At 50.9% G+C, this 23,988-nt stretch carries 21 protein-coding genes; 14 read left to right on the top strand and 7 right to left on the bottom strand.

The genetic code is table 11. The features are described 5' to 3' along the window. Positions 1–467 precede the first annotated feature (467 nt). Entirely contained in the window at positions 468–2,300 is a 1,833-nt protein-coding gene (locus tag HUF18_RS00105; protein WP_225690630.1) for an ATP-dependent nuclease, read from the top strand. Between the two features lie 250 nt (positions 2,301–2,550). Here the strand turns inward: HUF18_RS00105 and HUF18_RS00100 are convergent, their stop codons facing one another. Then, positions 2,551–4,575, bottom strand: coding sequence for an NADPH-dependent 2,4-dienoyl-CoA reductase (locus HUF18_RS00100; RefSeq protein ID WP_225690629.1), 2,025 nt, complete (start codon positions 4,573–4,575; stop codon positions 2,551–2,553). A 113-nt stretch (positions 4,576–4,688) separates the two neighbouring features. On the opposite strand from HUF18_RS00100, the gene HUF18_RS00095 reads away from it, so the two are divergent. Next, positions 4,689–5,237, top strand: coding sequence for a PadR family transcriptional regulator (locus HUF18_RS00095; protein ID WP_225690627.1), 549 nt, complete (start codon positions 4,689–4,691; stop codon positions 5,235–5,237). Here the strand turns inward: HUF18_RS00095 and HUF18_RS00090 are convergent. The 3 genes from HUF18_RS00090 to HUF18_RS00080 all read right to left on the bottom strand — a co-directional run bounded on the left by HUF18_RS00090 (position 5,234) and on the right by HUF18_RS00080 (position 7,766). After that, positions 5,234–5,542: a hypothetical protein gene (locus tag HUF18_RS00090; protein ID WP_225690626.1), complete on the bottom strand. Its 309-nt coding sequence runs from the start codon at positions 5,540–5,542 to the stop codon at positions 5,234–5,236. The two genes, HUF18_RS00095 and HUF18_RS00090, sit on opposite strands and share 4 nt — an antisense overlap. A gap of 135 nt (positions 5,543–5,677) precedes the next feature. Then, positions 5,678–7,093 (bottom strand): heavy metal sensor histidine kinase, encoded by a 1,416-nt coding sequence (locus HUF18_RS00085; protein ID WP_225690624.1) that lies wholly within the window; start codon positions 7,091–7,093, stop codon positions 5,678–5,680. Beyond that, positions 7,083–7,766 carry a heavy metal response regulator transcription factor gene (locus HUF18_RS00080; RefSeq protein WP_145470515.1) on the bottom strand — a complete coding sequence of 228 codons (684 nt, stop codon included), beginning with the start codon at positions 7,764–7,766 and terminating at the stop codon, positions 7,083–7,085. The genes HUF18_RS00085 and HUF18_RS00080 overlap by 11 nt, the downstream gene beginning before the upstream one ends. Positions 7,767–7,932: 166 nt before the next feature. Here HUF18_RS00080 and HUF18_RS00075 point away from each other — a divergent pair, with 166 nt between their 5' ends. From HUF18_RS00075 to HUF18_RS00040, 8 genes are all read left to right on the top strand, one after another. Further along, positions 7,933–9,858 carry a copper resistance system multicopper oxidase gene (locus HUF18_RS00075; RefSeq protein ID WP_225690622.1) on the top strand — a complete coding sequence of 642 codons (1,926 nt, stop codon included), beginning with the start codon at positions 7,933–7,935 and terminating at the stop codon, positions 9,856–9,858. After that, positions 9,855–10,766: a copper resistance protein B gene (locus HUF18_RS00070; RefSeq protein ID WP_225690619.1), complete on the top strand. Its 912-nt coding sequence runs from the start codon at positions 9,855–9,857 to the stop codon at positions 10,764–10,766. Before HUF18_RS00075 ends, HUF18_RS00070 begins: the two co-directional genes overlap by 4 nt. A 36-nt stretch (positions 10,767–10,802) precedes the next feature. After that, entirely contained in the window at positions 10,803–11,156 is a 354-nt protein-coding gene (locus HUF18_RS00065; RefSeq protein WP_225690616.1) for a hypothetical protein, read from the top strand. Positions 11,157–11,213: 57 nt separating this feature from the next. Further along, positions 11,214–11,768, top strand: a complete 555-nt coding sequence (locus HUF18_RS00060) for a c-type cytochrome (RefSeq protein ID WP_225690614.1) — start codon at positions 11,214–11,216, stop codon at positions 11,766–11,768. Positions 11,769–11,936: 168 nt separating this feature from the next. Next, positions 11,937–14,168: a heavy metal translocating P-type ATPase gene (locus tag HUF18_RS00055; RefSeq protein WP_225690964.1), complete on the top strand. Its 2,232-nt coding sequence runs from the start codon at positions 11,937–11,939 to the stop codon at positions 14,166–14,168. 11 nt (positions 14,169–14,179) lie between these two features. Beyond that, the gene (locus HUF18_RS00050) at positions 14,180–14,536 is read left to right on the top strand and encodes a cupredoxin domain-containing protein (protein ID WP_342453552.1); all 357 of its coding nucleotides are present in this window, start codon (positions 14,180–14,182) and stop codon (positions 14,534–14,536) included. A 109-nt stretch (positions 14,537–14,645) separates the two neighbouring features. After that, entirely contained in the window at positions 14,646–15,095 is a 450-nt protein-coding gene (locus HUF18_RS00045) for a cation transporter (RefSeq protein WP_255605502.1), read from the top strand. A 99-nt stretch (positions 15,096–15,194) separates the two neighbouring features. Continuing rightward, positions 15,195–15,449 carry a DUF5676 family membrane protein gene (locus HUF18_RS00040; protein ID WP_225690612.1) on the top strand — a complete coding sequence of 85 codons (255 nt, stop codon included), beginning with the start codon at positions 15,195–15,197 and terminating at the stop codon, positions 15,447–15,449. A gap of 109 nt (positions 15,450–15,558) precedes the next feature. Here HUF18_RS00040 and HUF18_RS00035 read toward each other — a convergent pair whose 3' ends face one another. Next, the gene (locus HUF18_RS00035) at positions 15,559–16,494 is read right to left on the bottom strand and encodes a DUF4334 domain-containing protein (RefSeq protein WP_225690610.1); all 936 of its coding nucleotides are present in this window, start codon (positions 16,492–16,494) and stop codon (positions 15,559–15,561) included. Positions 16,495–17,194: 700 nt separating this feature from the next. Continuing rightward, positions 17,195–17,986, bottom strand: a complete 792-nt coding sequence (locus tag HUF18_RS00030; protein ID WP_225690608.1) for a crotonase/enoyl-CoA hydratase family protein — start codon at positions 17,984–17,986, stop codon at positions 17,195–17,197. Positions 17,987–18,071: 85 nt separating this feature from the next. Here HUF18_RS00030 and HUF18_RS00025 point away from each other — a divergent pair, with 85 nt between their 5' ends. The 3 genes from HUF18_RS00025 (at position 18,072) to HUF18_RS00015 (ending at position 22,246) form a co-directional block, all read left to right on the top strand. Beyond that, positions 18,072–18,668 carry a TetR/AcrR family transcriptional regulator gene (locus HUF18_RS00025; RefSeq protein ID WP_225690607.1) on the top strand — a complete coding sequence of 199 codons (597 nt, stop codon included), beginning with the start codon at positions 18,072–18,074 and terminating at the stop codon, positions 18,666–18,668. 325 nt (positions 18,669–18,993) lie between these two features. Continuing rightward, positions 18,994–19,941 (top strand): MBL fold metallo-hydrolase, encoded by a 948-nt coding sequence (locus tag HUF18_RS00020; RefSeq protein ID WP_225690606.1) that lies wholly within the window; start codon positions 18,994–18,996, stop codon positions 19,939–19,941. A 271-nt stretch (positions 19,942–20,212) separates the two neighbouring features. Next, a complete protein-coding gene (locus HUF18_RS00015) occupies positions 20,213–22,246 on the top strand; it encodes a bifunctional 2',3'-cyclic-nucleotide 2'-phosphodiesterase/3'-nucleotidase (RefSeq protein ID WP_225690605.1) in 2,034 nt (677 codons plus the stop codon). A gap of 64 nt (positions 22,247–22,310) precedes the next feature. Here HUF18_RS00015 and HUF18_RS00010 read toward each other — a convergent pair whose 3' ends face one another. Then, positions 22,311–23,210, bottom strand: a complete 900-nt coding sequence (locus tag HUF18_RS00010; protein WP_225690603.1) for a LysR family transcriptional regulator — start codon at positions 23,208–23,210, stop codon at positions 22,311–22,313. A 129-nt stretch (positions 23,211–23,339) separates the two neighbouring features. Between HUF18_RS00010 and HUF18_RS00005 the strand changes: the two genes are divergently transcribed. Next, positions 23,340–23,786 carry a DoxX family protein gene (locus HUF18_RS00005; protein ID WP_225690602.1) on the top strand — a complete coding sequence of 149 codons (447 nt, stop codon included), beginning with the start codon at positions 23,340–23,342 and terminating at the stop codon, positions 23,784–23,786. Positions 23,787–23,988 lie beyond the last annotated feature (202 nt).

The following is a 23,988-nucleotide window of genomic DNA, read 5'->3' as shown; positions in this document are numbered from 1 at the left end:
CCGACTCGCTCCCACGCTCCGACTCGCTCCCACGCTCCGACTCGCTCCCACGCTCCGCGTGGTAGTGCTGTCGCTTTATAGGATAAAAAACGGTAGCTTCGGCTGCCGTTTTTGTTGTTGGTGGTGGTGTTCTGAGTTGGAGCCGCTGCGCGCTTCAGAGCATTGACTAAATACTCAATGCTAGACAGTATAAGTTCAGTGCTTCATATATTAGGTGCGCCTTGCTTGTCATATAAGCTCGTTTCTAGGGAATGGGTTCAAATGGGGTTGTAATTAATAGCTTCTTTTCTCCTTCCCTGATTGACAGGCCTGCTAAGGAAGATGGTGAAACGTCTTCTGCAAAAGACCTTCCTGAATCTGCTGAAAAGTGCAGCGAAAAAGTAAGTTTACTCAAGCTGGTTTTGGAACGGTGCCGAAGGTGAGTGGGCAGTTAAGAGGATCTTCCTCATTCGAATAAGGATGTTTACATGAGACTCCATGAAATAAATATAAATAACTTCAGAAAGCTGAAAAATTGCTGCATTAAATTTAGAGATACCACATTCTTGATTGGTCCTAATAATGCAGGGAAGTCTAGTGTCTTTTCTGCTCTTCAGTATTTGCACAAAAATTCAAACATAGATCGAGAAGATTTTTCTAAGGAATATAGCGCCGATGAAGAGGGCTATGTTTATGCGAATGAAGTTGAGATTGTAGCGGAATACCGTAATTTACCAGCCGAGGCATACAGCTGGTTGGGGTTTAAAGGAAGGGTGATCAATGTACAGGAGCGACTGGATGGTGATAGCGGGAACTCTATTATTTATAAAAAAGTTTGGTCTCTAAACCAATCTAAACCAAGAATATATATGAAGGAGTATCCTAGGGTAAGAAGTGATCGTTACTCTGAGTGTTCTAAAGTGTCTGATTTGGTTGGGGAGGATTATTCGGAAGAATTTCTTAAAAGCCACTTCGGTGAAGCAAATTTTGACAAAAGCTTAACCGTGTCGGCGACGAAGTCGAAATTCGATGACTTACCGGAATGTTGGGATGTTCAATTGGATCAAGAGCCGGCTTGGGTAGAAAATCCGGGTGGGATACCTGGTAACGTACTATCGAAGCTCCCTAGGGTTGTACTTATTCCAGCTGAGTCATGTATTTTTGAGTTAACGGGACCAGGAGGTGCGTTGTTAACATTACTTGGGGACTTATTTGATCAAGTCAGAAGGGAATCTGAGAATTATTCACAAGCCCAGCAATTTCTTAGTAATCTTGCTGCAGAGCTTGATCCAAATGATGGAGAAACAGATTTTGGAAGATTAATGAACGAACTGAATGGGATGGTTGGTAATTTATTTCCGGAATCATCAGTGCATGTTAATGCGTCACTAGATGTTCCAGAAAAATCAATAAAGCCTCAATTTAGTGTGGAAATGGAAAGTAATGTTAAAACTGCTGTAAATTATCAGGGGCATGGAATGATTCGTGCAACCGCATTTCAGCTTTTGAGATATGTTCAAGAATTTATTAATAGGAATTCTGACAATCCTAGGGCAACGATATTTTGCTTCGAAGAGCCCGAAATATACTTGCATCCGGCAGCTGCAAATCAGATGAGAGACTCACTGTATGAGCTTGCAGGAGATGGCTGTCAAATTGTCGCTACAACACATTCTCCGTACATGGTGAATCTTGCTTCTGATAGAAGTGTAAGTCTGACGAAATTTAGTCTTACCAATACAAATTTTTCTACATCAAGTTCATTTAATTTGGAAGATGCATTTTTATCTCTTCAAAGTGATGAAAAGCAAAATTTAAAGATGCTCTTAAAAGTGGATGATTATGTATCAAGAATGTTCTTTACAAAGAAAAGTATCTTTGTTGAAGGTGATACTGAAGAAGTGGCTATAAGGGAAACTATAAAAAGGTTGACCGCAGAAGATAAGGCAAAGGTTGTCGGGAATTGTGAGTTTCTGAGAGCCAGAGGGAAGGGGGTTATGATCTCGATTGCTAAATACCTTAATGCCTTGGAGTTGAATTATATCTTGATGCATGATCGAGATCGGGGTGTCCATAGGGCTGAAGCAATGAATGCCCCAATACTTGCCGAAACTGGTGAAGGGCGGCGGGTGATGATTGAAGAGTGTATCGAAAACCTATTGGGATATGATGCGCCTAGTAGAGAAAAGCCCTATAGAGCTTATGAACACATCCAGAATAATTGGCCAGACAACTTTGAAGATCTACCTAGTAATTGGAAGTCGATTTTTATTCGACTGTGCAGTCCTTATTTAGATCATCTGGAAGCGTTTCCTTCGTGAGGCTATACGTGACAGGTGGAGTGTTGTAACGGATACCAAAACTTGTTGGTCAAGGTATCTAATTCTCAATCCACCAAGAGTTTCCCCAGTATATAACTCTAAAGAAGTTAGCCCTATGATGGCTCAATCACACAGGGTTTCTTATCGAAATTCGGAAATGTTGGTGCTAGCAGCTTGGCAAAGCGCTGGATTCTGAATATAGGAAATCGTCCCCTTATCTTTTAAAAAAAAATAAGGGGGCGGGGCAGCATCAGAGTTTTGCTGCCAGGCGCACACCCTGATCAATCGCACGGCGCGCATCCAGCTCGGCGGCAACGTCGGCACCACCAATCAGGTGAACACTGAGGTCACTGTCCTGCAGTTCGTTAAATAAACTGCGCTCAGATTCCTGACCGGCACAGATGACGATGTTATCGACGTCCAGCACCTTGGCTTCACCATTAATGGTGATGTGCAGACCCTGATCATCAATGAGGTCGTAGCTGACACCCGGCATCAGTTTTACGTCGCGTGCTTCAAGCCCTGCGCGGTGAATCCAGCCGGTGGTTTTGCCCGGCCCGGTCAGTTTTTTCTGCTTACGTTGCAGCAGGAAAATCTCACGTTGCGGCATTTCCACTTCGGGTGCTTTCAGACCACCGGCGGTGGCATAGCTGGTATCAATGCCCCATTCCTGATTGAACTTAGCGGTGTTGAGGCTGGCGCTTTCGCCTTCGTGGGTCAGGAATTCGGCCACATCAAAACCAATACCACCGGCACCGATAATCGCGACTTTTTTGCCGACGGGCTTACGGTCACGCAGTACGTCGAGATAGCTCATTACTTTCGGGTGGTCGATGCCGGGCACGGGTGGTGTGCGCGGCACAATACCGGTTGCCAGTACGACTTCGTCGAAGCCTGCGGCTTTCAGTTCTTCGGCGGTAACGCGGGTATTGAGGTTGAGTTTTACCCCGGTCAGTTCGATCTGTTTACCGAAGTAGCGCAGGGTTTCGTAGAACTCTTCTTTGCCCGGTACGGTTTTGGCAATGTTGAACTGGCCGCCGATCTGGCTGCCGGCATCAAACAGCTCAACATGGTGTCCACGCTGGGCGGCGGTAACGGCAAAGCCCAATCCTGCCGGGCCAGCACCGACCACGGCAATGCGTTTGGCGGCGGTGGTGTCCTGCAGTGGAATTTCAGTCTCGTGGCAGGCGCGTGGGTTGACCAGACAGGAGGTGATCTTCATGGCGAAGGTCTGGTCGAGACAGGCCTGGTTACAGCCGATGCAGGTGTTGATTTCGTCGGCGCGGCCCTGAGCGGCTTTTTCAACAAAGAAGGCATCGGCCAGGAACGGACGTGCCATCGACACCATGTCGGCACAGCCGTCCGCCAGTATCTGTTCGCCCACTTCCGGCGTGTTGATGCGGTTGGTGGTGACCAGTGGAATCTTCACGGCGCTCATCAGTTGTTTGGTGACCCAGGCGAACGCCGCACGTGGCACCTTGGTGGCAATGGTCGGTACGCGTGCTTCGTGCCAGCCGATGCCGGTGGTGATGATGGTGGCGCCGGCGGCTTCAATGGCTTTGGCCAGCTGGATCACTTCGTCGAGGGTTGAACCGCCTTCGACCAGATCGAGCATAGACAGACGGTACAGGATGATAAATTCCGGTCCGACACGTTCACGCACTTTGCGCACAATTTCGATCGCGAAGCGGATGCGGTTTTCGTAACTGCCGCCCCATTCATCGTCACGATGGTTGGTGCGCGCAGCAATAAACTGGTTGATCAGGTAGCCTTCGGAGCCCATCACTTCGACGCCATCGTAGCCTGCTCTCTGTGCCAGACCTGCACAACGGGCGAAGCTCTCGATGGTTTCCAGAATCTGGTCGTGGCTCAGTTCACGCGGTACGAAAGGGTTGATCGGCGCTTTTAAGGCGCTGGGTGCAATCTGGTTCGGCTGGTAGCTGTAGCGGCCGGTGTGCAGAATCTGCATGGCAATTTTGCCGCCATTGGCGTGCACGGCGTCTGTGACCACGCGGTGATGTTCGGCTTCTTCCTCGGTCGTCAGCTTGGCTGACCCCTGAAAAACAACACCATATTCATCCGGTGAAATACCACCGGTTACGATCAGACCAACGCCACCACGGGCCCGTTCGGCGTAGAAGGCGGCCATACGCTCAAAGCCGTGTTCAACTTCTTCCAGGCCCAGGTGCATGGAGCCCATAAGCACGCGGTTACGAAGGGTGGTAAAGCCCAGATCCAGTGGCGCAAGCAGGTGAGGGTAAAGCGTCGAGGTCATCACGGTGATCCTTTTATGCAATTAGTTGCATCTTTATACTCACTGGAGTCTTTAATTGCAACTTGTTGCATAAAAGCATTATCCTGCGCTGGAAATCCTTAAATGAGTTACCTATGTCATTGCCTCATGCGTTACTGACCTCGTTGCTGGAGCAACCCTGCTCGGGTATGGATCTGGCGCGGCGCTTCGGGCGTTCCATCGGCTTCTTCTGGCCGGCGACGCATCAGCAGATATACAAAGAGCTGGGCAAGCTGGAGGCTGCTGGCTGGGTCCGCTCAACTGCAGAAGAGGGCGCGCGTGGCCGGAAGCGGTGCTACGAGGTCTTGCCTGCGGGTGAGCAGGAACTTAAACGCTGGGTGGCGGAGGCGGATGACCCGCCACCTCTGCGCGATGCCATGATGGTGCGCTTAAGGGCGGAAGCTGCACTGGGCACAGGCGCCGGGGTTGAGAATGATCTGCTGCACAGGCTGGCCCGGCACCGCACGCAGCTGGCTTTGTATGAAGACATTGAACAGCGCGATTTCACTGGCCGGGAATTGTCGGCGGCCGAGCAACTGCAATATCTGATTCTGCAGTCCGGTCTGGCTACGGAACGCGAGCATATCCGCTTTTGCGAAAAAGCGCTGGCGCTGCTGGAGGCGCTGGAACCCGCAAAGGGTTAAGCGCGGGTAATCTCTTTTACAGTCAACCAATGTGGCATGGTGGCCAGTTGCCCTGTCTTATAATCCTGCGCGTACCTTATCCCGGAGCAACTAATCTCGCGGCTATACCGTCGTCTCACCTTCTTGATTACAGCAGAAAACGCCAGCGGGTTGATTGCACAGAGCAGGTAAAAACCAGTCAGGTCAGCAGATGGGGCTACCCGGCTCAGATCGTTCAGTTTTGCCTGATTAAAATTAAGAAAAGTCTTAATGGTTAACGCAATGGCACTCAGCAGCAGAATAATAACTGCGGTATTGAACAGCATTTTTTACCGGGGAAATAGTTGCAGAGGTGCTGAGTTTCAGAGGTGCAGAGATGCAGAGCTGCGTCTATTCAGAATCACAACCGTATAGTTTGCGCCATACAGGCATTTATCGGCTGTTTATTGAAGAGTTGGTATTTACTGATTCGGGCTGTTAATGGGCAGCCTGAGCATAAACCGGGTTTTATCCGGAACCGATGTCACTTCGATAGAGCCATGATGAAGTTCTGCAATGGATTTGACGATTGCCAGACCAAGCCCCACACCTTCACGCTGGCTGTTCCCTCTGGAAGGGTCTGTCTGGTAAAAGCGGTCAAACAGCCGGCTCAGGTGTTTTTCATCGATCTTTTTCCCGCCATTTTCAATCGTGATCAGCGCCTGATTTTCCTGCTGTGTTACGAAGATACCGACGTCTGCTCCCGCCGGACTGTGGTTGATGGCGTTGGATATCAGGTTGTTCAGAGCCCGCCGGAACATGGTGCGGTCTACCTCAGCCATTACGGCGTCACCCGATACTTTAAGCGGCACCTGTTTTTCTTCCGCCAGCGGTTCAAAGTAGTCGGTAAGCGTTTTGATTTCTTCTGCCAGGTTCAGTGAGGTTTTTTCCAGCGTTAATTGTTTATTGTCAGTTTTTGCCAGCCACAGCATATCGCGGATCATAACGCTGAGTCTGTCGTACTCTTCAAGGCTGGAATAGAGTATGTCGCGGTATTCTTCTGTGCTTCTGTCTTTATTAAGCGCTACCTGGGTTTGGGTGCTGAGGTTGGTAATTGGTGTTCGCAATTCATGGGCAATATCCGCTGAAAACTGGGAAAGCTTCTGAAAGCTCTCTTCAACGTGGCTGATCATTTCATTAAAGGCCTGAATCAGTTCGCTTAATTCTTCGGGGGCGTGGTCGGAATTCAGGCGATGGCTGAGGTTGTGTACATCAATATTCTGAATTTCTTTGCTCAGCCGGTGGAGTGGCCGGTGGCCGATACGAATAGCTACCCAGGCCGCAACAATTGTCAGGATGCCGGCGAGCAGCATCAGGCCCCACAGGGTTTTACGAAAATTCTGCATAAAATCGTGGTGAAAATCGGTGGTCACCGCGACCGCAATTTTAGCGCCATCAATAAAACGATTCAGTGACTCTGGTGTGAGTATTGCTCCCTGATATTGGTGATCTCCGGTCTGCCATTTATATAAATTGTCTGCCCGAATTGATTTGATCACGGATGCATTGTTGAGCAGTGGCGAAAAGTCCGGCTCGGTACCTGTATAAATGGGTAATCCCTGCTTATCGAACACCGCAAAGTAAATACCGTGATGACCGGAAACGGCATTTTGCAGCCGGGATTCCAGTGTCTGCCCGGTAAATTTATCCAGCCCTAGAATCGCTTTTTCAACCGAAAGGGCAACCACGCGGAGCTCATCGGCATCCTGCTGATTAAAATGGTGCAACACTGATCGTTGCACCAGCAAACCCAGAATGATAAAGCAAAGCACGATGGCCAAACCGACCAGCAGTGCCATATGCAGCGCTAATGACAGGGGGCGGCGGTCAGATTTCACGCTGAGCGTCCAGAACATAACCCATGCCGCGCACGGTATGAATTAATTTGGTTTCGAAATCGTCATCAATTTTTGAGCGTAACCGCCGTATGGCAACATCAATAACATTGGTGTCGCTGTCAAAATTCATATCCCAGACCTGAGAGGCAATTAAGGAGCGTGGCAAAACTTCGCCCTGACGTCTTAACATTAATTCCAGTAAGGCAAATTCTTTGTTGGTCAGATTAATACGTTGTTTATTGCGGTGAGCAACCCGGCGTTTGAGATCCAGGGTTAAATCGGCGATGTGCATTTCATCCAGTTCGGATTTGGGCTGTCCCCGTCGTAGCAGGGTTCTTACGCGTGCCAGTAATTCAGCAAAGGCAAAGGGTTTAACCAGATAATCATCGGCGCCAAGTTCCAGCCCTTTAACGCGGTCATCTACCGAATCCCGGGCGGTGAGAAACAGCGTAGCAGTATCGCAATGACGCTCACGCAGCGAACGCAATATCTGCCAGCCATCAATGTCCGGCAACATGACATCAAGAATGATCAGTTCGAAGGTTTCGGTGACTGCAAGGTGGTGGCCGTCCAGTCCGTTATTAGCCAGTGAGACCGAGAACCCCGCTTCGGTGAGCCCTTTGCGTAAGTACTCGCCCGTTTTAGCTTCGTCCTCAATGATGAGTAATTTCATCAGCAGACTCCCAGGTCAGAGGTGGCGCAGTCTAGTTATCGGTGGCTGACGATAAGATGACAGTTACATTACATCAATGTAATCAATGCGTCACTTTGAGGTCAGTTACCGGCTCTTATTCTACAGGCTATCCGTTGAATTCATTTTTTACATTAAGACTGAGTCTATGAATAAAAAATATTCTTTAACACAAGGCCATGCTCCGCTGTCGAGACGGCGTTTTGTTCAGGGGCTGGGGACTGCCGGAGTTGCTTTATCACTGTCTGGTTTGATGGGAACCCGCGCGTTTGCGGCCGGCGCAGAGGGTAGTGCGTCTGTTCCGCTGCTGAAGGGCACCAGTTTCGACCTCGAAGTGGCCGAACAACGGGTTAATTTTACCGGTGTTGTACGGACTGCGACGACGATTAATGGCTCTGTCCCGGCACCGACGCTGATCTGGCGTGAAGGCGAGACGGTAACCATACGCGTGACCAACCGTCTGTCGGTACCTACCTCGATTCACTGGCATGGAATTATTTTGCCGTTTCAGATGGACGGTGTGCCGGGTATCAGTTTCCGTGGCATTGCCCCCGGCGAAACCTTTACCTACCGCTTTAAAGTGCAACAGAGTGGCACTTATTGGTATCACTCCCACAGCGGCTTTCAGGAAATGACCGGCATGTACGGCAGTATCATCGTGTTGCCGGCTGCGGGTGAGCGCTTCCCGGCCGACCGGGACTATGTTGTGCAGCTCTCAGACTGGACCGATGAAGATCCGATGGCGGTGTTCGCCAAGCTCAAGCACCAGAGTGATTACTACAATTTTAACCAGCCAACGGCTGTTGATTTTGCCCACGATGTTTCCGCCGTTGGGGTGCAGCAGGCACTTTCCCAGCGGCGCATGTGGAATCAGATGCGCATGAGTCCGGGTGACCTGGCCGATGTTTCGGCAGAAACCTTTACCTACCTGATGAACGGTACAACCCCTGCCGGTAACTGGACCGGGCTGTTTAAACAGGGTGAGAAAGTACGTCTGCGCTTTGTTAACGGCGCCAGCAATACTTTTTACGATGTGCGTATTCCAGGTCTGCCACTGACGGTTGTGCAGACTGATGGCCAGGATGTGGAACCGGTAACGGTAGATGAATTCCGGTTTGGCCCGGGCGAAACCTACGATGTTGTGGTTGAGCCAGAGGAGGATGCGTACACCATTTTTGCGCAATCTATGGACCGCAGCGGCTATGCCAGCGGTACCTTGGCAGTGCGCAGCGGACTGACCGCGATTGTGCCGGCGCTGGACCCTCCGCAGCCGCTGACCATGGCCGATATGATGGGCCAGATGAACGGTATGAACCACAGTGGCCACGGCAGCATGCCGATGGGGCAGATGAAGGAGATGAGCCACGACAGCATGCCGATGGATAGCATGAACCGCGATGGCATGAGCATGAACCACGACGGCATGAGTATGAACCACGACGGCATGAGCATGAATCACGACGGCATGACCATGAATCACGATGGCATGACCATGAACCACGATAGCCGGGCACTGGCGAAGCCTTCTCAAACCGTACGTCATGCCCGCACCGAATACGGGCCTGGTACCGATATGCGCGTCGATAGCCCGCGTACAAATCTTGATGATCCGGGTGTCGGATTACGTGACCTGAGCCAGAGTGGATTGCGGCCGCCGGGTCACCGGGTGCTGACTCTGGATATGCTGCATACCATCGGCGGTTCGCTGGATAAGCGGCTGCCGGAACGGGAAGTCGAACTGCACCTTACCGGCAATATGGAACGCTACGCCTGGTCTTTTGACGGGCTGGAATTCGGCCAGTCTACGCCGGTGCATTTCCGTCACGGCGAGCGGCTGCGGGTGATTCTGCAGAACGACACCATGATGACCCATCCTATGCATATGCACGGCATGTGGAGTGAGCTGGAAAACGAACGCGGCGAGTTTGTTGCCCGCCGCCACACCATTCCGGTGCAGCCAGCGCAGCGCATCAGTTTTCAGGTTACGGCGGATGCGCTCGGACGTTGGGCCTGGCACTGCCATCTGCTGTTTCATATGGATGCGGGCATGTTCCGCGAGGTGGTGGTGTCATGAGCATGTACAAAGAGCTCTCCGTTCTGGCGGCCGCCATCGTTATCAGCAGTTACAGCCTGTCAGCCCAAGCTGAGAGCATGGCCGGTATGTCACATGATGATATGCCAGCCTCTTCAGTGGCGGACGCAGAATCAGCACCCATGACGATGGGCACGATGCGTATGCAGGGTGGCAAGGCACCGGCCGAGGCCCGCGATCCGCACAGCTATGCCAATGGCATGACGCTGGACAGCGGTGCTTATGTGCTGCCGGCGGTACCCCGTTTACGTCTGGCCGATGAGCACAATTTCTGGGCTGTGGCCTTTAACCGTTTTGAGGCGGTGAGAGCAGATGACGGCGATTACGGACTCTACGATGCCCAGGCCTGGTTTGGTGGCAGCTACGATCGCGCTGTAATCAAGGCTGAGGGCGAGGTGGTGGCCGGCACGCTGGAAGAAAGCCAGACCGAGCTGTTCTACAGCCATGCTGTAACCGCTTATTGGAATGTGCAGGCCGGGGTGCGCCACGACAGTGGTTCAGGCCCGGACCGTAACTGGCTCGGAGTGGGAATTCAGGGGCTTGCGCCTTACTGGTTCGAGGTTGATGCCACACTTTATGCCGGTGAGCAGGGACGTTCGCTGTTGCAGGTTGAGGCGGAATACGAGCTGCTGTTAACGCAGCGCTGGATTGTGCAGCCGCGCGCGGAAATGACCCTCTACGGTAAGTCTGATTCGGATAATGGTATCGGCCGTGGCCTTTCGGCCATCGATGCCGGCGTGCGCCTGCGTTATGAGTTCAGCCGCCAGTTCGCTCCCTATGTGGGCGTGGAATGGCAGGGCCGGTTTGGCGACACCGCCGATGCGGTCCGGGCCGGTGGTGATAGTCCCCGCGCTGCCGACTGGGTGGCCGGATTAAGGTTCTGGTTTTAACGGTAATAACCATTTTTCAACCATAAGGTGTGTGACATGAAAACAATATCAACAGCTGTTTGGGTACTGGTTTCCGGCATTGCATTTTCGGCGCTGGCCAATGCCCATGATCCTTCTGAACATGCGGCGAAAGGTGAAAGTCCTGACTGCAGTGCGATGCCGGACATGCATCAGGCGTCAATGAACGCATCCGATCCGGTGATGCAGGCGATGATGAAAAAATGCGCAGAGGCCATGCATGGTAATGCAAAGGATCAGAAGCAGGATCAGAAGCAGGATCAGAAGCAGGATCAGAAGCAGGATCAGAAACATGGTTCTGCCCATAAAGATGACAGCGGGCATCACCAGACATCCGGCGGGCATGATGGGGGTGATCAACATGGGCATTAATCCTGACGGCACAGGATGCATAACCCCTGAGGCTATCAGGACCGGGCAGGAAATATCATGTTGAATATCATCAGGGGCATGATTCTGGCGGGCGTTATTCTGCTGCTGGCGGGTTTTGGCTTTATTTATTCCGGCGTGTACTCCGTGGCTGCCGACACGCCGCATAACCCTTTGACCTATTGGCTGCTGGAGACGTTACGGGAGCGATCAATTGACAGAGCCTCCCGCCCGCTTGATGTGCCGGATCTCAATTCAGCTGATTGGCTGCTGGCCGGTGGTCCGGATTACAACGAGATGTGCGCCGGCTGTCATTTACGGCCGGGAAAAACCTATAGTGATATGAGCCTTGGCTTGTATCCCGTGCCTCCCAATTTAACCGCCGGTCTGGATGAGCATGAACATGCGGATGACGATAAACAAAGCCTTGCCCGTCGTCAGTTCTGGATTATTAAACACGGTATTAAAGCCTCTGGCATGCCTGCCTGGGGTAAGACCCACGACGATCAGCGCATCTGGGCTATGGTGGCTTTCCTGCAACGTCTGCCGGAGCTGACTGAAGAGCAATATCAGATTCTGACGGCGAGGGATAAGGCCAGCTCCGGGCATCACTAGCCTGAGCGGGAAAACTACTGGCTCCGGCAGTGCTGCGCTGATCAGGCCCGGCCTGAAAACGGGGGAATATGACCTGTTATTTAAGTGGAATATTGCGGACAAGAGGATAACAAAGTGGCTACAGAGACTACGGATAGTGCTGCATCAACGCGGTCACCCGACAGACATCTGCCGCGGCAGGAACTGTTGGTTGAAGGTGCCAGTTGCGCCAGTTGTGTGAAAAAAATTGAGACTGCACTGCAACATGTAACCGGTGTAACTAAGGCTGAAATGAACTTAGCGCAACGCACGGTCAGCATTGAGGGCAGCGCCGATGCCAGTGCTCTGATTAAGGCGGTCGAGCAGGCCGGTTACGGTGCCAAAGTTCAGCAGGCGGAAAGTGAAAGCGACGCTCTGGCGGAAAAAGAGCAAGCCGACTGGGCCTATTACAAACGCCTGATGCGGGAAATGATCATCGCACTCGGCCTTGGGATACCGCTGATGATCTATAGCCTGGTCGTTGGCGAAATGACCGTTACCACTACCAGTGAACGCATAGTCTGGTTGATTGTCGGGCTGCTGACACTGGCCGTGATGGTATTTTCCGGCCGGCATTTTTATGTGGGAGCCTGGCAGTCGTTTAAAAATCATTCGGCAAATATGGATACCCTGATTGCTCTGGGGACAGGTACGGCCTGGATCTATTCGATGGTGGTGGTGTTGGCTCCTGATGTGATGCCGGGTATGGCACGCCACGTCTATTTTGAAGCGACTGCGATGATCATCGGTTTAATTAATCTGGGCCTCGCGCTGGAACTCAAAGCCCGTGGCAAAACCTCAGAAGCCGTCAAACGTCTGATCGGACTGCAACCTAAAACGGCGCGGATTATCCGCGATGGTTATGAAACAGATATTCCGATTTCACAGGTTGAGCTGCACGATCTGGTGCGTGTGCGTCCTGGTGAGAAAGTCCCGGTCGATGGTGAAGTGACTGACGGCCATACCAGCATCGATGAATCGATGCTGACCGGTGAACCCATGCCGGTCGAAAAAGGTGAGGGCGATGAAGTGGTGGCCGGCACCATCAACAAAACTGGCTCCATAGTGTTCAAAGCAACACGGGTGGGGAAAGACACGGCACTGGCGCAGATTATCGATATGGTAAAACGTGCGCAGAATTCAAAACCGCCCATCGGTCGGCTGGCCGATGTTATTTCAGCCTATTTTGTTCCCATTATTATGATCATTGCGATTGTCAGTGCTCTGGCCTGGCTGAATTTCGGGCCGGAACCGGTGGTGGCTTTTGCGATGGTGTCGGCAACGACGGTTCTGATTATTGCCTGTCCCTGCGCACTGGGGCTGGCCACGCCGATGTCGGTGATGGTCGGCGTTGGTAAGGCCGCAGAGGCGGGGGTTCTGATCCGCAACGGCGAAGCCTTACAAACCTCATCCAGAATTACGGCCATGATTCTGGATAAAACCGGCACTATTACTCTGGGCTCACCTAAGGTGACCGATATTGTCACGGCCGCAGCGATGGATGAAACACGTACCCTGCAATTAGCGGCCAGCCTGGAATCTGGCTCTGAACATCCGTTGGCGCAGGCCATTGTTGAATCTGCCAACGAGCGGGGGATCGACCTGTTAGCGATGAGTCAGTTTAACGCCATCGCCGGCCATGGCGTCGAGGCAATCGTCGATGGGCAGCAGCTGCTGTTTGGTAATGAAAAGCTGATGCAAGAGCGCAGCATTACGCTGGGATCTTTTATTGATAAGGCTCAGCATCTGGCCGCCGATGCCAAAACGCCGATGTATCTTGCCGTCAACGGCACCCTGGCGGGCATTATCGCTGTGGCTGACCCGATTAAAGAGGACTCCATCGCTGCTATCAAACGCCTGCAACGGAGTGGCATTCGTGTGGTGATGTTGACCGGGGATAACCGTGCTACCGCCAAAGCGGTCGCAGAAAAAGCGGGTATTACAGAATTCTTTGCTGAGGTCTTGCCGGAAGATAAATCCGAAAAAGTACAGGAGCTTCAGATGCTGGGCGAGGTCGTGGGAATGACCGGTGATGGCATTAATGATGCGCCGGCATTGGCCATTGCCGATGTTGGTTTTGCCATTGGCACGGGTACTGATGTCGCTATCGAAAGCGCCGACATAACCCTGATGCGTGGTTCGCTGCATGGACTGGCCGATGCCATTGCCATCAGTAAGGCGACGCTGCGTAATATTAAACAGAACCTGTTGGGTGCCTTTTTTTATAACGTTGCCGGTGTGCCTTTTGCGGCCGGGGTGCTGTATCCGTTTTTCGGATTATTATTAAGTCCGGTAATTGCCGGTGCAGCAATGGCATTCTCATCACTGACGGTGGTTACCAATGCCAACCGTCTGCGCTTATTTAAAGCGCAGGAACATTAAGGGGAAATGGCATGATGATCTTAATTAATCTGGCCGGCTTAGCGTTAATTGCACTGATTGTCTGGTGGTTCTGGCTGTATCAGCCGCCGCAAACCACGTTGGGTAACGATGAATTGCTGATCATTGTTGAAAACGGCACCTATCAGCCGGCGCGTATCAGGCTTCCTGCCAACCAGCCCGTCAGTCTTAATTTTTTGCGTAAAGACGCATCGCCCTGTTCGGAGGTACTGCTGATACCGGATTTACATATCAGCGAGACCTTGCCGTTAAACAAACGCCAACGTATTGATTTACCACCGATGTCTAAAGGTGAGTACGCCTTTCACTGCCAGATGCAGATGTATCGCGGCCAGCTTACGGTGGAATAGAGGATGCTATCTGCTCTTTGGCTTGTCCGGGAGCCGTTGTGGTTGCCGAATACCGTACAGAGAACGCTGAAATTGACTGACCGCCGTAAAACTCGGCTGGCAACGGCGGATGGGTAAAAATATTAAAGATCATGCCAAATATCGGGCACTCTTTTTTAACAAAATTCCATCTGATGAGAAGGAAATAAATATGAGCGATAAAAAACACCGATTAGGCGTATCAGAAGTGAATCTGGTGGTGCGTCATCTGCAACTGGAGCCTGTTGACGAGAACAAACGGCAAGCAGCTATTGCTGAGATTGATCAGCTTTACGGTCTCGATTGCATATCCTTTGACGAAAAAAGCCGGGTGCTGAATCTTGCGTATGACGCTTCCAGAGTTAATCTGGACAATATAGAAGACATTTTGAGTGCCCATGATGTCGCCGTCAGTCATGACTGGTGGACGCACTTTAAAGAAGGCTATTACAAGTTTGTTGATGATAATGTTAAAGAAAACGCGATTCGTGAGCCCTGGAGCTGTCATAAATCCCCACCGGGAAGTGGACGAAAACGCTGATAGATAATGATCAGGGATGTGCAGATATTGTATCGCTGTACTGAATACGATGGCTGATGTTTGTTTTGCTATTTTGGATTTCCAAAAGGATGGTGAAATATGAAACTGAATACTCAAAAATTTGCTTTGGCTTGTGCTCTGACTGCAGCCGTTTTGTGGCTTGCCTGCAGCGCTTTGGTGAGTCTGTTGCCGGGCCTTATGTTATCTATGTCCGGGCATATGGTGCATATGCAGCTGGAAAATATGGGCTGGCACCTGACGGTAGTTGGCTTTATTGGTGGTTTGGTTGCCTGGTCAGCGATTGCGGGCGCTACCGGGGCACTGCTGAGCGCAATCTATAATCGATTGCTTTAAATTACCGTTCAATATCGGCTTACGCCATAAGCGCAGGTTGTTCTGAACAGCATAATAGCCACCAGTCGCGCGCTGTACTCTGAGCGCGACCAATGGGATCGGGTCTGATTTATTCAGAATCTTCCAGTGTCAGGGTAAACCATCCTCCGGCAATATGCTTATGGGTCCAGACACCCAAAAGTACAACGCTTCCATTTTCATTACTGATCAGTTTGAAATAATCTTTCCAGGGCTGATGATCATAATTCATTGTGGCCGTGGCTTCTTCACGCCAGCGAATATCTGTCATGCCAACATTGCCCCAGATCGGGATCGGAAAGTACAGCTTGTCAGCCCAGCGGAATAACAGTGGGTCCCCCTGATGTTGTGTACGGTAGCGTTTACCCCACTTAATACCCAGAAGGCTGAGTGGGCGAACGATTACCCATTCGGCAAGATCCAATACAGAACCATTGGTTCTTAAAATTTTTCCTTTCCAGTAGCGACCCACCAGATCTTCTTTGGCGCTTACATTGGGCAGTGAATCGTACAGGCGAACCAGATCTTCTTCGTTATAAGCGATGTCTTGCTGTTCAAGGATCTCTGTTTTGATTTGATCCAGCGGTTTGCCAGAGCCTTCGAGTCTCCGATTCTGCCACTTGCCTTCATTCCAGACCGATGACTTAGGCTGAAGGTGGCACATGCCGCTGATCAGCATATTCAGCGGAAACATTACCCATTGCGCCACGTCATACAGGATGCCTGGCAGGTTGATGACTAATTTACCTTTGGTATTCATAGGGATTTTTACCTTTATTGTTGTTCTGTTGGGCCAGTGGTGTGCCATGCTTTTAAAACTGAATGGCGTGTCACTCTTGATTTTCAGGGTTTCATAAACAGGAGGGAGGGTCAAGCCATAAATATTTGCACCACCAGAGCCGTTCAGTCGTTCCTCTTCCCAAAGTCGGTCGTATGGAGGTGGGCAGTACGGCGCTGCAAATAAGCTGAATAACGTCAGGGGAGATGCCGCCCGAGAGAATAGCGGCGCTGTTTCAGCATTAAACATTCCGGAAAAGTCAGGTCTGCTGCTGACAACAGGTTGATTGCACAGCGCGGTTAAGGGCCATTCGGGTCGGTGAGTGGGCTACCCGGGTTGTGCAGAACTTCTGCAGCTGGTTATTTATCAATTTTTATCGATGCGAAACGTTTCCGATACTCCGCAGGTGTAATCCCCACAAGGCGAACAAAAGCGCGTCTGAGAGTATCGGCATCAGGAAAGCCACAACGCGTGCTGCTTGTTCTGGTGCAGGTGGTATCTGTCGTTAAGGCTTTTCCTCGCAGTCCTGATTTTAAGGAGGATATTATTCAAACATTTTATGAGGGCATAAAGCATAAGCCTGATACTACCTTCGGAAATGTGAAGGCGGATGTGATTGCCGGTAAGGAACCCCATTTTCATAGAGGTAATTTCTGTAGCCTGATCCGTTGCTCGGCCTGGGTTGGCTGATATCGTTTTGTATTTGTTGCTTTCTCTGTTCTGAATTTTATCTGAGCAGATAGGTTTCGGTGAAATATCAGCGTCCGGCTTATCAGGGACCAAAACAAGGTAAAAATCATGCTGTATAGGATCATTTATAGAAGCCACTTGTCAGGCTAAACCACTCATGTGGTTACTATTAGGTGCATATTCAAACAGTAAAATATTTGAATATGCACGGGGATAACTGATTTCTGAAGTGAATCTGATAATTGTATTTTCCTTAATTTTATCGACCGCTGTAGACAGGCTTGCGACGCTCAATCCAGGCGTCCAGTCCGGTAATAATATCGTCCGTATGAAGCATGCGGGCGAACTGTTCTTTTTCTATTTCAAGCCCTTCACCAATGGTTGTGTTTAAGCCTCGGGTTACTGCTGAAATGATTCGGGCTGTGGCTAAAGGGGAGTGCTGCAATATACGGTTAGCCAGCTGAATGGCTGTCGGTATCAAATCTTCATGGGGGACAACCTGATTGACCAGGCCCATTTCATATGCCCGTTCTGGTGAAAATCTATCGCCTGTCAGGAGTAATTCCAGAGCGCGCTTTCGCCCGGCCAACCGGGGCAAGCGCTGGGTTCCACCAAAAGTAGGGGGGATTCCGATGTTTATTTCAGGCTTGGCGAAGATAGCTTTTTCGCTGGCGACGGCCAGATGTGCTGCCTCTGTAATTTCACAACCGCCGCCAAATGCAATGCCATTCACCGCAACGATAATGGGTTTTGGAAAAGACTCAATTCTTGATGTCATTTGCTGTCCGCGACGAACAAATTCCCTCACAGCGACATCGCCTCCCTGTTTGATACTTTGGGTAAATTCGTGAATGTCGCCACCCGCAGAGAAAGCGCTTTCTCCTGCGCCTGTCAAAATTATGGCGCGAATCGATGTGTCGTTTTCAATTTCATCCAGAAGTTCTAGCAAGAGATCATTTGTTGCATAGTTAAGGGCGTTTAATTTTTCCGGTCGATTTAACGTCAGGAATGCTATATCACTCTTTTTTTCGATAATAATCAGCGGCTTCATTATGTAATCCTTATAAGCATTTAGTGGTTGAAAAGATAATATTCGTAGATTAGGATTTTTTACACTCACTATACGGTATACATAAATGGCTGATGCGAAGAAGGATACGAAAACACGCATTCTGAATGCTGCCAAAACGCTGTTCTATATGACAGGAATCAGAGCAACAAGCGTCGATGCCATTGCAGAAAAAGCCGGTATTACGAAGCGAACACTGTATTATCACTTTCAGAGTAAGGATGAACTGATTACTGAGTATCTGAGGTCCAGAGATCAGTTAAACCTGCAGGCGTATAAAAAATGGTTTGATGACGAAGAAGGTGAGATTACTGATAAAGTTCGGGCGGTTTTTAACGGAGTTTCAGAAACGACAAGTCATCCGAAGTGGAGAGGGTGCGGGTTTCAGAGAACAGTGGGTGAATTAGCTAATAAGCCAGGCCACCCGGCGATAAAAACAGCATCTTTACACAAGAAAAATGTCGAAGAATGGTTCGCTGAAGAATTTCGCCGCTATGGCCTGATAAACTCAGAGGCTACAGCGCGTTATGTTTTTCTTTTACTTGAGGGAGCATTATCATCGATGTTAGTTCACCATGACCCGGCTTATATCCATGAATCCGCTAACGCAGCGATATTACTGATTGCTCAGGGAATGCGCGTTAAGGGCGCCACGGATAGTTGAGTCTTTTCAGACAGATATATGTTTAGTCAGTAGTATTTGTTATCAAAACAAGGTGTTCTTTCCATTCTTCCATATATGCAAAGCTGGCGGAATTTAAATTATTTCCAGGTGCTATCTTGCAAAGCGATACTTTTCTTTACTTGTCTTATGCCGGATATGGTATTTGTCCCATTTTTACGGAAAGCCTGAGATTGCTGGTTCGGTACTCAAATGAAGCCGACCGTTAAAGCGAACTGTTGATAGCCGACTTTTGACAGCCGACTAATGTGTCATGGTATACAGCGTCAGGGCTGTTTAGTCTGTCAGTCAAACAGAGGAGAGTATTATGATTCAGCATCCGGCGGGCATTATGCAGATCGACGCCGATTACGTCGCGCACGGTCTGGCCAGTGTCTACTTAATCCGTCAGGGGGATCGTCTGGCGTTAATTGAAACCGGCACTGCCCATACGGTGCCGCATGTGCTGGCGGCGATTGCCGAACTGGGGTTAACGCCTGAGCATCTCGACTGGATTATTCTTACCCATATTCATCTCGATCATGCCGCTGGTGCCGGGGCGTTAATGGCACAATGCCCGAATGCCAAACTGGTGGTTCATCCGCGCGGTGCGGCGCATATGATTAACCCGGCAAAACTCGAAGCCGGCACCATGGCGGTGTACGGCGAAGAAAATTACCGCAAATTATACGGTGCGTTAATTCCGGTGACCGCAGAGCGGGTGGTTGAGGCGGCCGAAGGTTTTACGCTGAACTTTAATGGCCGTACCTTTACCTTTTTCGATACGCCGGGACACGCGCTGCACCATGTGTGTATTCACGATTCGCTGAGCAATGCGCTGTTCAGCGGCGACACCTTTGGTGTGTCATACCGTATTTTTGATACCGCAGAGGGTGGTGTGCTGTTGTTTGTGACCACCACGCCGGTGCATTTTGATCCGCAGGCTATGCGTGCCAGTATTGAGCGGATTGCTGCGCTGGAACCTGCGGCGGTGTATCTCACCCATTACGGCCCGGTTGCTGCTGATAACACCAATGTGGCGCAACTGCTGGCGTCGCTGGATGCTTTTGTGGCTATTGCCAGCGCCGAAAAGGAGCGCAAAGAAGGGCGGGTTGAACGTATGGCCGCTGCCATTCTTGACTGGCTGATGGCCCGTGCGCGAGAGCTGAATCCGGCGCTGGATGACGCCCTCCGCTGGCGCTGGCTGGCGACTGATGCCCGGCTTAATGCGCAGGGGCTTGAGGTCTGGCTCAGCCGTCAGGAAGCCTTATCGTGATCAGCTTTCTGCCTCAACTTTCCGTCATTAACCCTTCGTCATCAACTCTCAGGCATTAACCTTCTGCTATGAGTCTGACGCGGTATCAGCGCGACTGCAGGTGACTGGTGTCACTTGCAGTCTGGTTTATCTGTGTTGCTGTTTCTGACAGATAAATTCTATTGGCTGTGCTGTCATGGCGCAGACTTAATTCTGTTATTTTCTATTAACTTTACTGTCATTAAACTCTTTTAGTGTCATGGGCTTTCTGCTACTAAGGACAGCCCGATCCATGAAACCGACCCGTACACCTTTTCTCCGTCTGGCCCTGTATTCTGCCGTTGCTCTGGGGCTCTCGGCCTGTGGTTCTGACGATGACAACAGCGACAATAGCAATAACGGCAATACAGATGCTGCTGGCAAGGCTGCTACCGTTATCCTGCGGGTAATGGAAACCACCGACCTGCACGCCAATATCATGAATTTCAACTACTACCAGAACGCGCAGGACGACACGGTCGGTCTGGTGAAAACGGCGTCGCTGATCAATGCCGCCCGTGCAGAAGTGAAAAACAGCGTACTGGTGGATAACGGTGATTTACTGCAGGGCAGCCCGCTGGGTGATTATGTTGCCAAGGTTAAGGGGCTGAATACCAATGAGGTTCATCCGATTTATAAAGCGATGAACCTGCTCGATTATGACGTGGCGAACATCGGTAACCATGAGTTTAACTATGGTTTGCCTTTCCTGAAAGAAGCACTGGACGATGCCGGTTTTCCTTATATCTCCGCCAACGTTTTCTTTGATGATGCCGACAACGACAGCACGAACGATATTCCTTACTTTAAGCCTTATGTGCTGCAGGATAAGCAGGTGCTGGACAGCGAAGGTCTGGCCCACACCCTGACCATTGGCTATATCGGTTTTGTGCCGCCACAGATTCTGCAGTGGGATAAAAACAATCTGGAAACGCGGGTAATTGCCAAAGACATCGTCGATATGGCCAGGCACTATGTTCCGCAAATGAAGCAGGAAGGTGCCGATATTATTATTGCCATCGCGCACTCCGGTATTACCACCGAGGCCCGTAGCGGCGGCGAAGAAAACGCCAGCCTTTATTTGTCGCAGGTTGAAGGTATTGACGCCATTATGTTCGGCCACGCGCATCGTAATTTCCCGGGTGACAGCGGTTACGATAACGTTGCCGGTATCGATAATGTTAAGGGAACATTAAACGGTATTCCGGCGGTTATGCCTGGTTACTGGGGGAAATATCTGGGTTATATCGACATGACGCTGGCGCTGAATACGGATGGCCAGTGGCAGGTAAGCGACAGCCAGTCGACCCTTAAACCCATTTCGCAGAGCAATCCGGACCGCTCTGTTACCTCGTTGGTGGCGAATCATGCCGGCATTGAAGCGGCTGTCGCGGCGGATCATGCCGATGTACGTCAGTGGGTGAGTGAGCCTTTTGCCAAAATTTCGGCACCGGTAAACAGCTTTTTTGCGCTGGTGCAGGATGATCCGTCTATTCAGGTCGTCACTGATGCCCAGACCTGGTACGTGGAATCGATTGTTGCGGGTACGGAATATGCCAGCCTGCCAATTCTGTCGGTCGGTGCACCATTCCGCGCCGGGCGTGGTGGCGCCGATGATTTTACCGATCTGAGTGCGGGTAATGTGTCATACGGCAATGTGGCCGACCTGTATATTTATCCGAACACGCTGAAGGTGATGAAGCTCACCGGTGCGGACGTTAAAGAATGGCTGGAAATGTCAGCCGGTCAGTTTAATACCATCGTGCCTGGCAGCTCAGGTTCTGAACTGATTAATGCCAGTTTCCCAAGTTATAACTTTGATGTGATTGACGGCATTACCTACGAGATTGATGTCAGTCAGGAAGCGCGTTACGACGTGTCCGGTAATCTGATTGACGCGGCGCACAACCGTATTAAAAACGTCCGTTATAACAATGCCGCTATTGTCGATGCCGATGAATTTCTGGTAGTCACCAATAATTACCGTGCCGGTGGCGGTGGTCATTTCCCTGGTGTCAGCAGCGATAAAATTGTAATTGATGCACCGAACGAGAATCGTCAGACCGTTGCCGATTATCTGATCGCCATGACCGAACAGAATCCGGTAACGGGTTTTGATCCATCAGCTGATAATAACTGGTCGTTTACCTCGCTGAGCAATACCAGCGTGGTGTTCAGAAGTTCGGCAAAAGACTCGGCAAAAGCCTTTGCTGCCGGTAACGCCGCTGTTACCTATAACAGCACTGATGCCGATGGTTTTGGTGTTTACAGTATTAATCTGCAATAAGCTTTATCGGCGAATTAAAAACGGGAGCCAGCGGCTCCCGTTTTTAATTGCAGGCGAGCGGTCGTCAGGAAAAATTATCCCAGTAGGGCGTGTCGCCGTAATAATCGCTGATAAAGTCGAGAAAACTGCGCACCTTGCCGGATAATAACTGGCGGTGCGCATACACCGCATACAGGCCGATGGCTTCAGGTTCTGAGCCTTGTAAAATAACCTGCAGTTTTCCTTCCCGGATCGCCGGCCCGGCAATAAAGGTGGGCTGTACCACAATGCCCGCACCGGCAATGGCTGCCTGGGTTAATACATCACCGTTATTCGCCTGAAAGGCGCTGTTAAGCTGGCCGCTTAAACCGGCCCCGGGCACCAGAATGGTTTCTTCCGTGGCGTAGCTGTAATGCAGATAACGATGGTCTTTCAGCTCTGCGCGGCTTTGTGGGGTTCCGTACTGTTTTAAATATTCCGGCGAGGCGCAGGTCACCAGTCTTATTGGCGCGATGTGCCGGGCAATGAGTGACGAGCTTTGCAGGCGGCCGATGCGCAGGGCAATATCGAAACCTTCTTCAATAATATCCACCTTGCGGTCGTTCAGTTGCAGATCGATGCGCACATCCGGCCATTGCGCCTGAAATTCGGTGAGCGGTTTTGCCAGATGGCTGATGGCAAAGGATACCGGCGCGCTGATGCGTAATACGCCGCGCGCTGTGTTCTGCAGCTCGCCGAGCTGATTTTCCAGATCATCCATATCGGCCAGTATCTGCTGCGCGCGCTGAAAACAGGCGCTGCCGGCCTCGGTAATGTTGACCTGACGGGTGGTGCGGTTAAGCAGGCGGGTATTCAGATGCGCTTCCAGTTGCGACACGTATTTGCTGACCAGCTGCGGGCTCAGATCAAGCCGTTCGGCGGCGCGGGCAAAGGAACCCTCGCTGACTACGGCAACAAAGGCTTTCAGGCTGTCGATGCGATCCATTGTTTATCTTCATTTTGTTGATAATTAAACAATGATAGCGATATTTATCGCCAAAATGAAAACAACTACAGTGGATTCAAGCAGTGAGGAATTCCCCTCAGCCCAAACGCATCTCAGCGGGAGCACATTATGAACACTCAACTTATTCAACGCGTACTGAACACCAATGCAGGTCTGGCCGCACTGGCCCTGCGTATTCCGGTTGGCCTGATTCTGGCCGCTCACGGTTCGCAAAAGCTGTTCGCCTGGTTTGGTGGTTACGGTCTGGAAGGTACCGGACAATGGATGGCCAGTATCGGTCTGGAACCGGGTTACCTGATGGCCTTATTGGCTGGCAGTGCTGAGTTCTTCGGTGGTCTGGCGCTGGTCTTCGGTCTGCTTACCCGTCCGGCGGCAGTGGTCAGTGCTTTTACCATGCTGATCGCGATCTTCAGTGTGCATATCAGCAATGGCCTGTTTATGAGCAATAACGGCTACGAATACGCGCTGACGCTTTTTGCAGTAACCGTTGCGCTGGCGATTCAGGGCGGTGGTGCGCTGTCGGTTGATCGTGTGCTGGCGGAGCGTCTGCGCTGAACTGCAGAGTTTGAGGCCCGCTTAACGGAAACGTTGTTCACTCAGCTAATCATTAAGAGTCGGTTGAATGTGAACAGCCTTTGCGGGGCAAGCCCCTGCGCCCCAACTTGGGGATCTTTGTAGTGGTCTAATCAATCCGGACACCCGCTTAGGTGATAAAATCACAACCCAAGAGGTGTCCAATGAAAAAACAACGTCGTAT

The organism is Thalassolituus sp. ST750PaO-4, assembly GCF_020320405.1.
GTDB lineage: Bacteria > Pseudomonadota > Gammaproteobacteria > Pseudomonadales > Oceanobacteraceae > Venatoribacter > Venatoribacter alkanivorans.
Note: the sequence above shows the minus strand (reverse complement) of the source record. Positions and strands in the feature narration are given on the sequence as shown.

Excerpts from the sequence above, each read along its gene's own strand:
- HUF18_RS00075 (WP_225690622.1), top strand. The coding sequence starts at position 7,933 with ATGAATAAAAAATATTCTTTAACACAAGGCCATGCTCCGCTGTCGAGA.
- HUF18_RS00060 (WP_225690614.1), top strand. The coding sequence starts at position 11,214 with ATGTTGAATATCATCAGGGGCATGATTCTGGCGGGCGTTATTCTGCTG.
- HUF18_RS00040 (WP_225690612.1), top strand. The coding sequence starts at position 15,195 with ATGAAACTGAATACTCAAAAATTTGCTTTGGCTTGTGCTCTGACTGCA.
- HUF18_RS00030 (WP_225690608.1), bottom strand. The coding sequence starts at position 17,986 with ATGAAGCCGCTGATTATTATCGAAAAAAAGAGTGATATAGCATTCCTG.
- HUF18_RS00080 (WP_145470515.1), bottom strand. The coding sequence starts at position 7,766 with ATGAAATTACTCATCATTGAGGACGAAGCTAAAACGGGCGAGTACTTA.
- HUF18_RS00005 (WP_225690602.1), top strand. The coding sequence starts at position 23,340 with ATGAACACTCAACTTATTCAACGCGTACTGAACACCAATGCAGGTCTG.
- HUF18_RS00065 (WP_225690616.1), top strand. The coding sequence starts at position 10,803 with ATGAAAACAATATCAACAGCTGTTTGGGTACTGGTTTCCGGCATTGCA.
- HUF18_RS00020 (WP_225690606.1), top strand. The coding sequence starts at position 18,994 with ATGATTCAGCATCCGGCGGGCATTATGCAGATCGACGCCGATTACGTC.
- HUF18_RS00070 (WP_225690619.1), top strand. The coding sequence starts at position 9,855 with ATGAGCATGTACAAAGAGCTCTCCGTTCTGGCGGCCGCCATCGTTATC.
- HUF18_RS00015 (WP_225690605.1), top strand. The coding sequence starts at position 20,213 with ATGAAACCGACCCGTACACCTTTTCTCCGTCTGGCCCTGTATTCTGCC.
- HUF18_RS00025 (WP_225690607.1), top strand. The coding sequence starts at position 18,072 with ATGGCTGATGCGAAGAAGGATACGAAAACACGCATTCTGAATGCTGCC.
- HUF18_RS00095 (WP_225690627.1), top strand. The coding sequence starts at position 4,689 with ATGTCATTGCCTCATGCGTTACTGACCTCGTTGCTGGAGCAACCCTGC.
- HUF18_RS00010 (WP_225690603.1), bottom strand. The coding sequence starts at position 23,210 with ATGGATCGCATCGACAGCCTGAAAGCCTTTGTTGCCGTAGTCAGCGAG.
- HUF18_RS00050 (WP_342453552.1), top strand. The coding sequence starts at position 14,180 with ATGATGATCTTAATTAATCTGGCCGGCTTAGCGTTAATTGCACTGATT.
- HUF18_RS00035 (WP_225690610.1), bottom strand. The coding sequence starts at position 16,494 with ATGTTTAATGCTGAAACAGCGCCGCTATTCTCTCGGGCGGCATCTCCC.
- HUF18_RS00090 (WP_225690626.1), bottom strand. The coding sequence starts at position 5,542 with ATGCTGTTCAATACCGCAGTTATTATTCTGCTGCTGAGTGCCATTGCG.
- HUF18_RS00100 (WP_225690629.1), bottom strand. The coding sequence starts at position 4,575 with ATGACCTCGACGCTTTACCCTCACCTGCTTGCGCCACTGGATCTGGGC.
- HUF18_RS00045 (WP_255605502.1), top strand. The coding sequence starts at position 14,646 with ATGGGTAAAAATATTAAAGATCATGCCAAATATCGGGCACTCTTTTTT.
- HUF18_RS00105 (WP_225690630.1), top strand. The coding sequence starts at position 468 with ATGAGACTCCATGAAATAAATATAAATAACTTCAGAAAGCTGAAAAAT.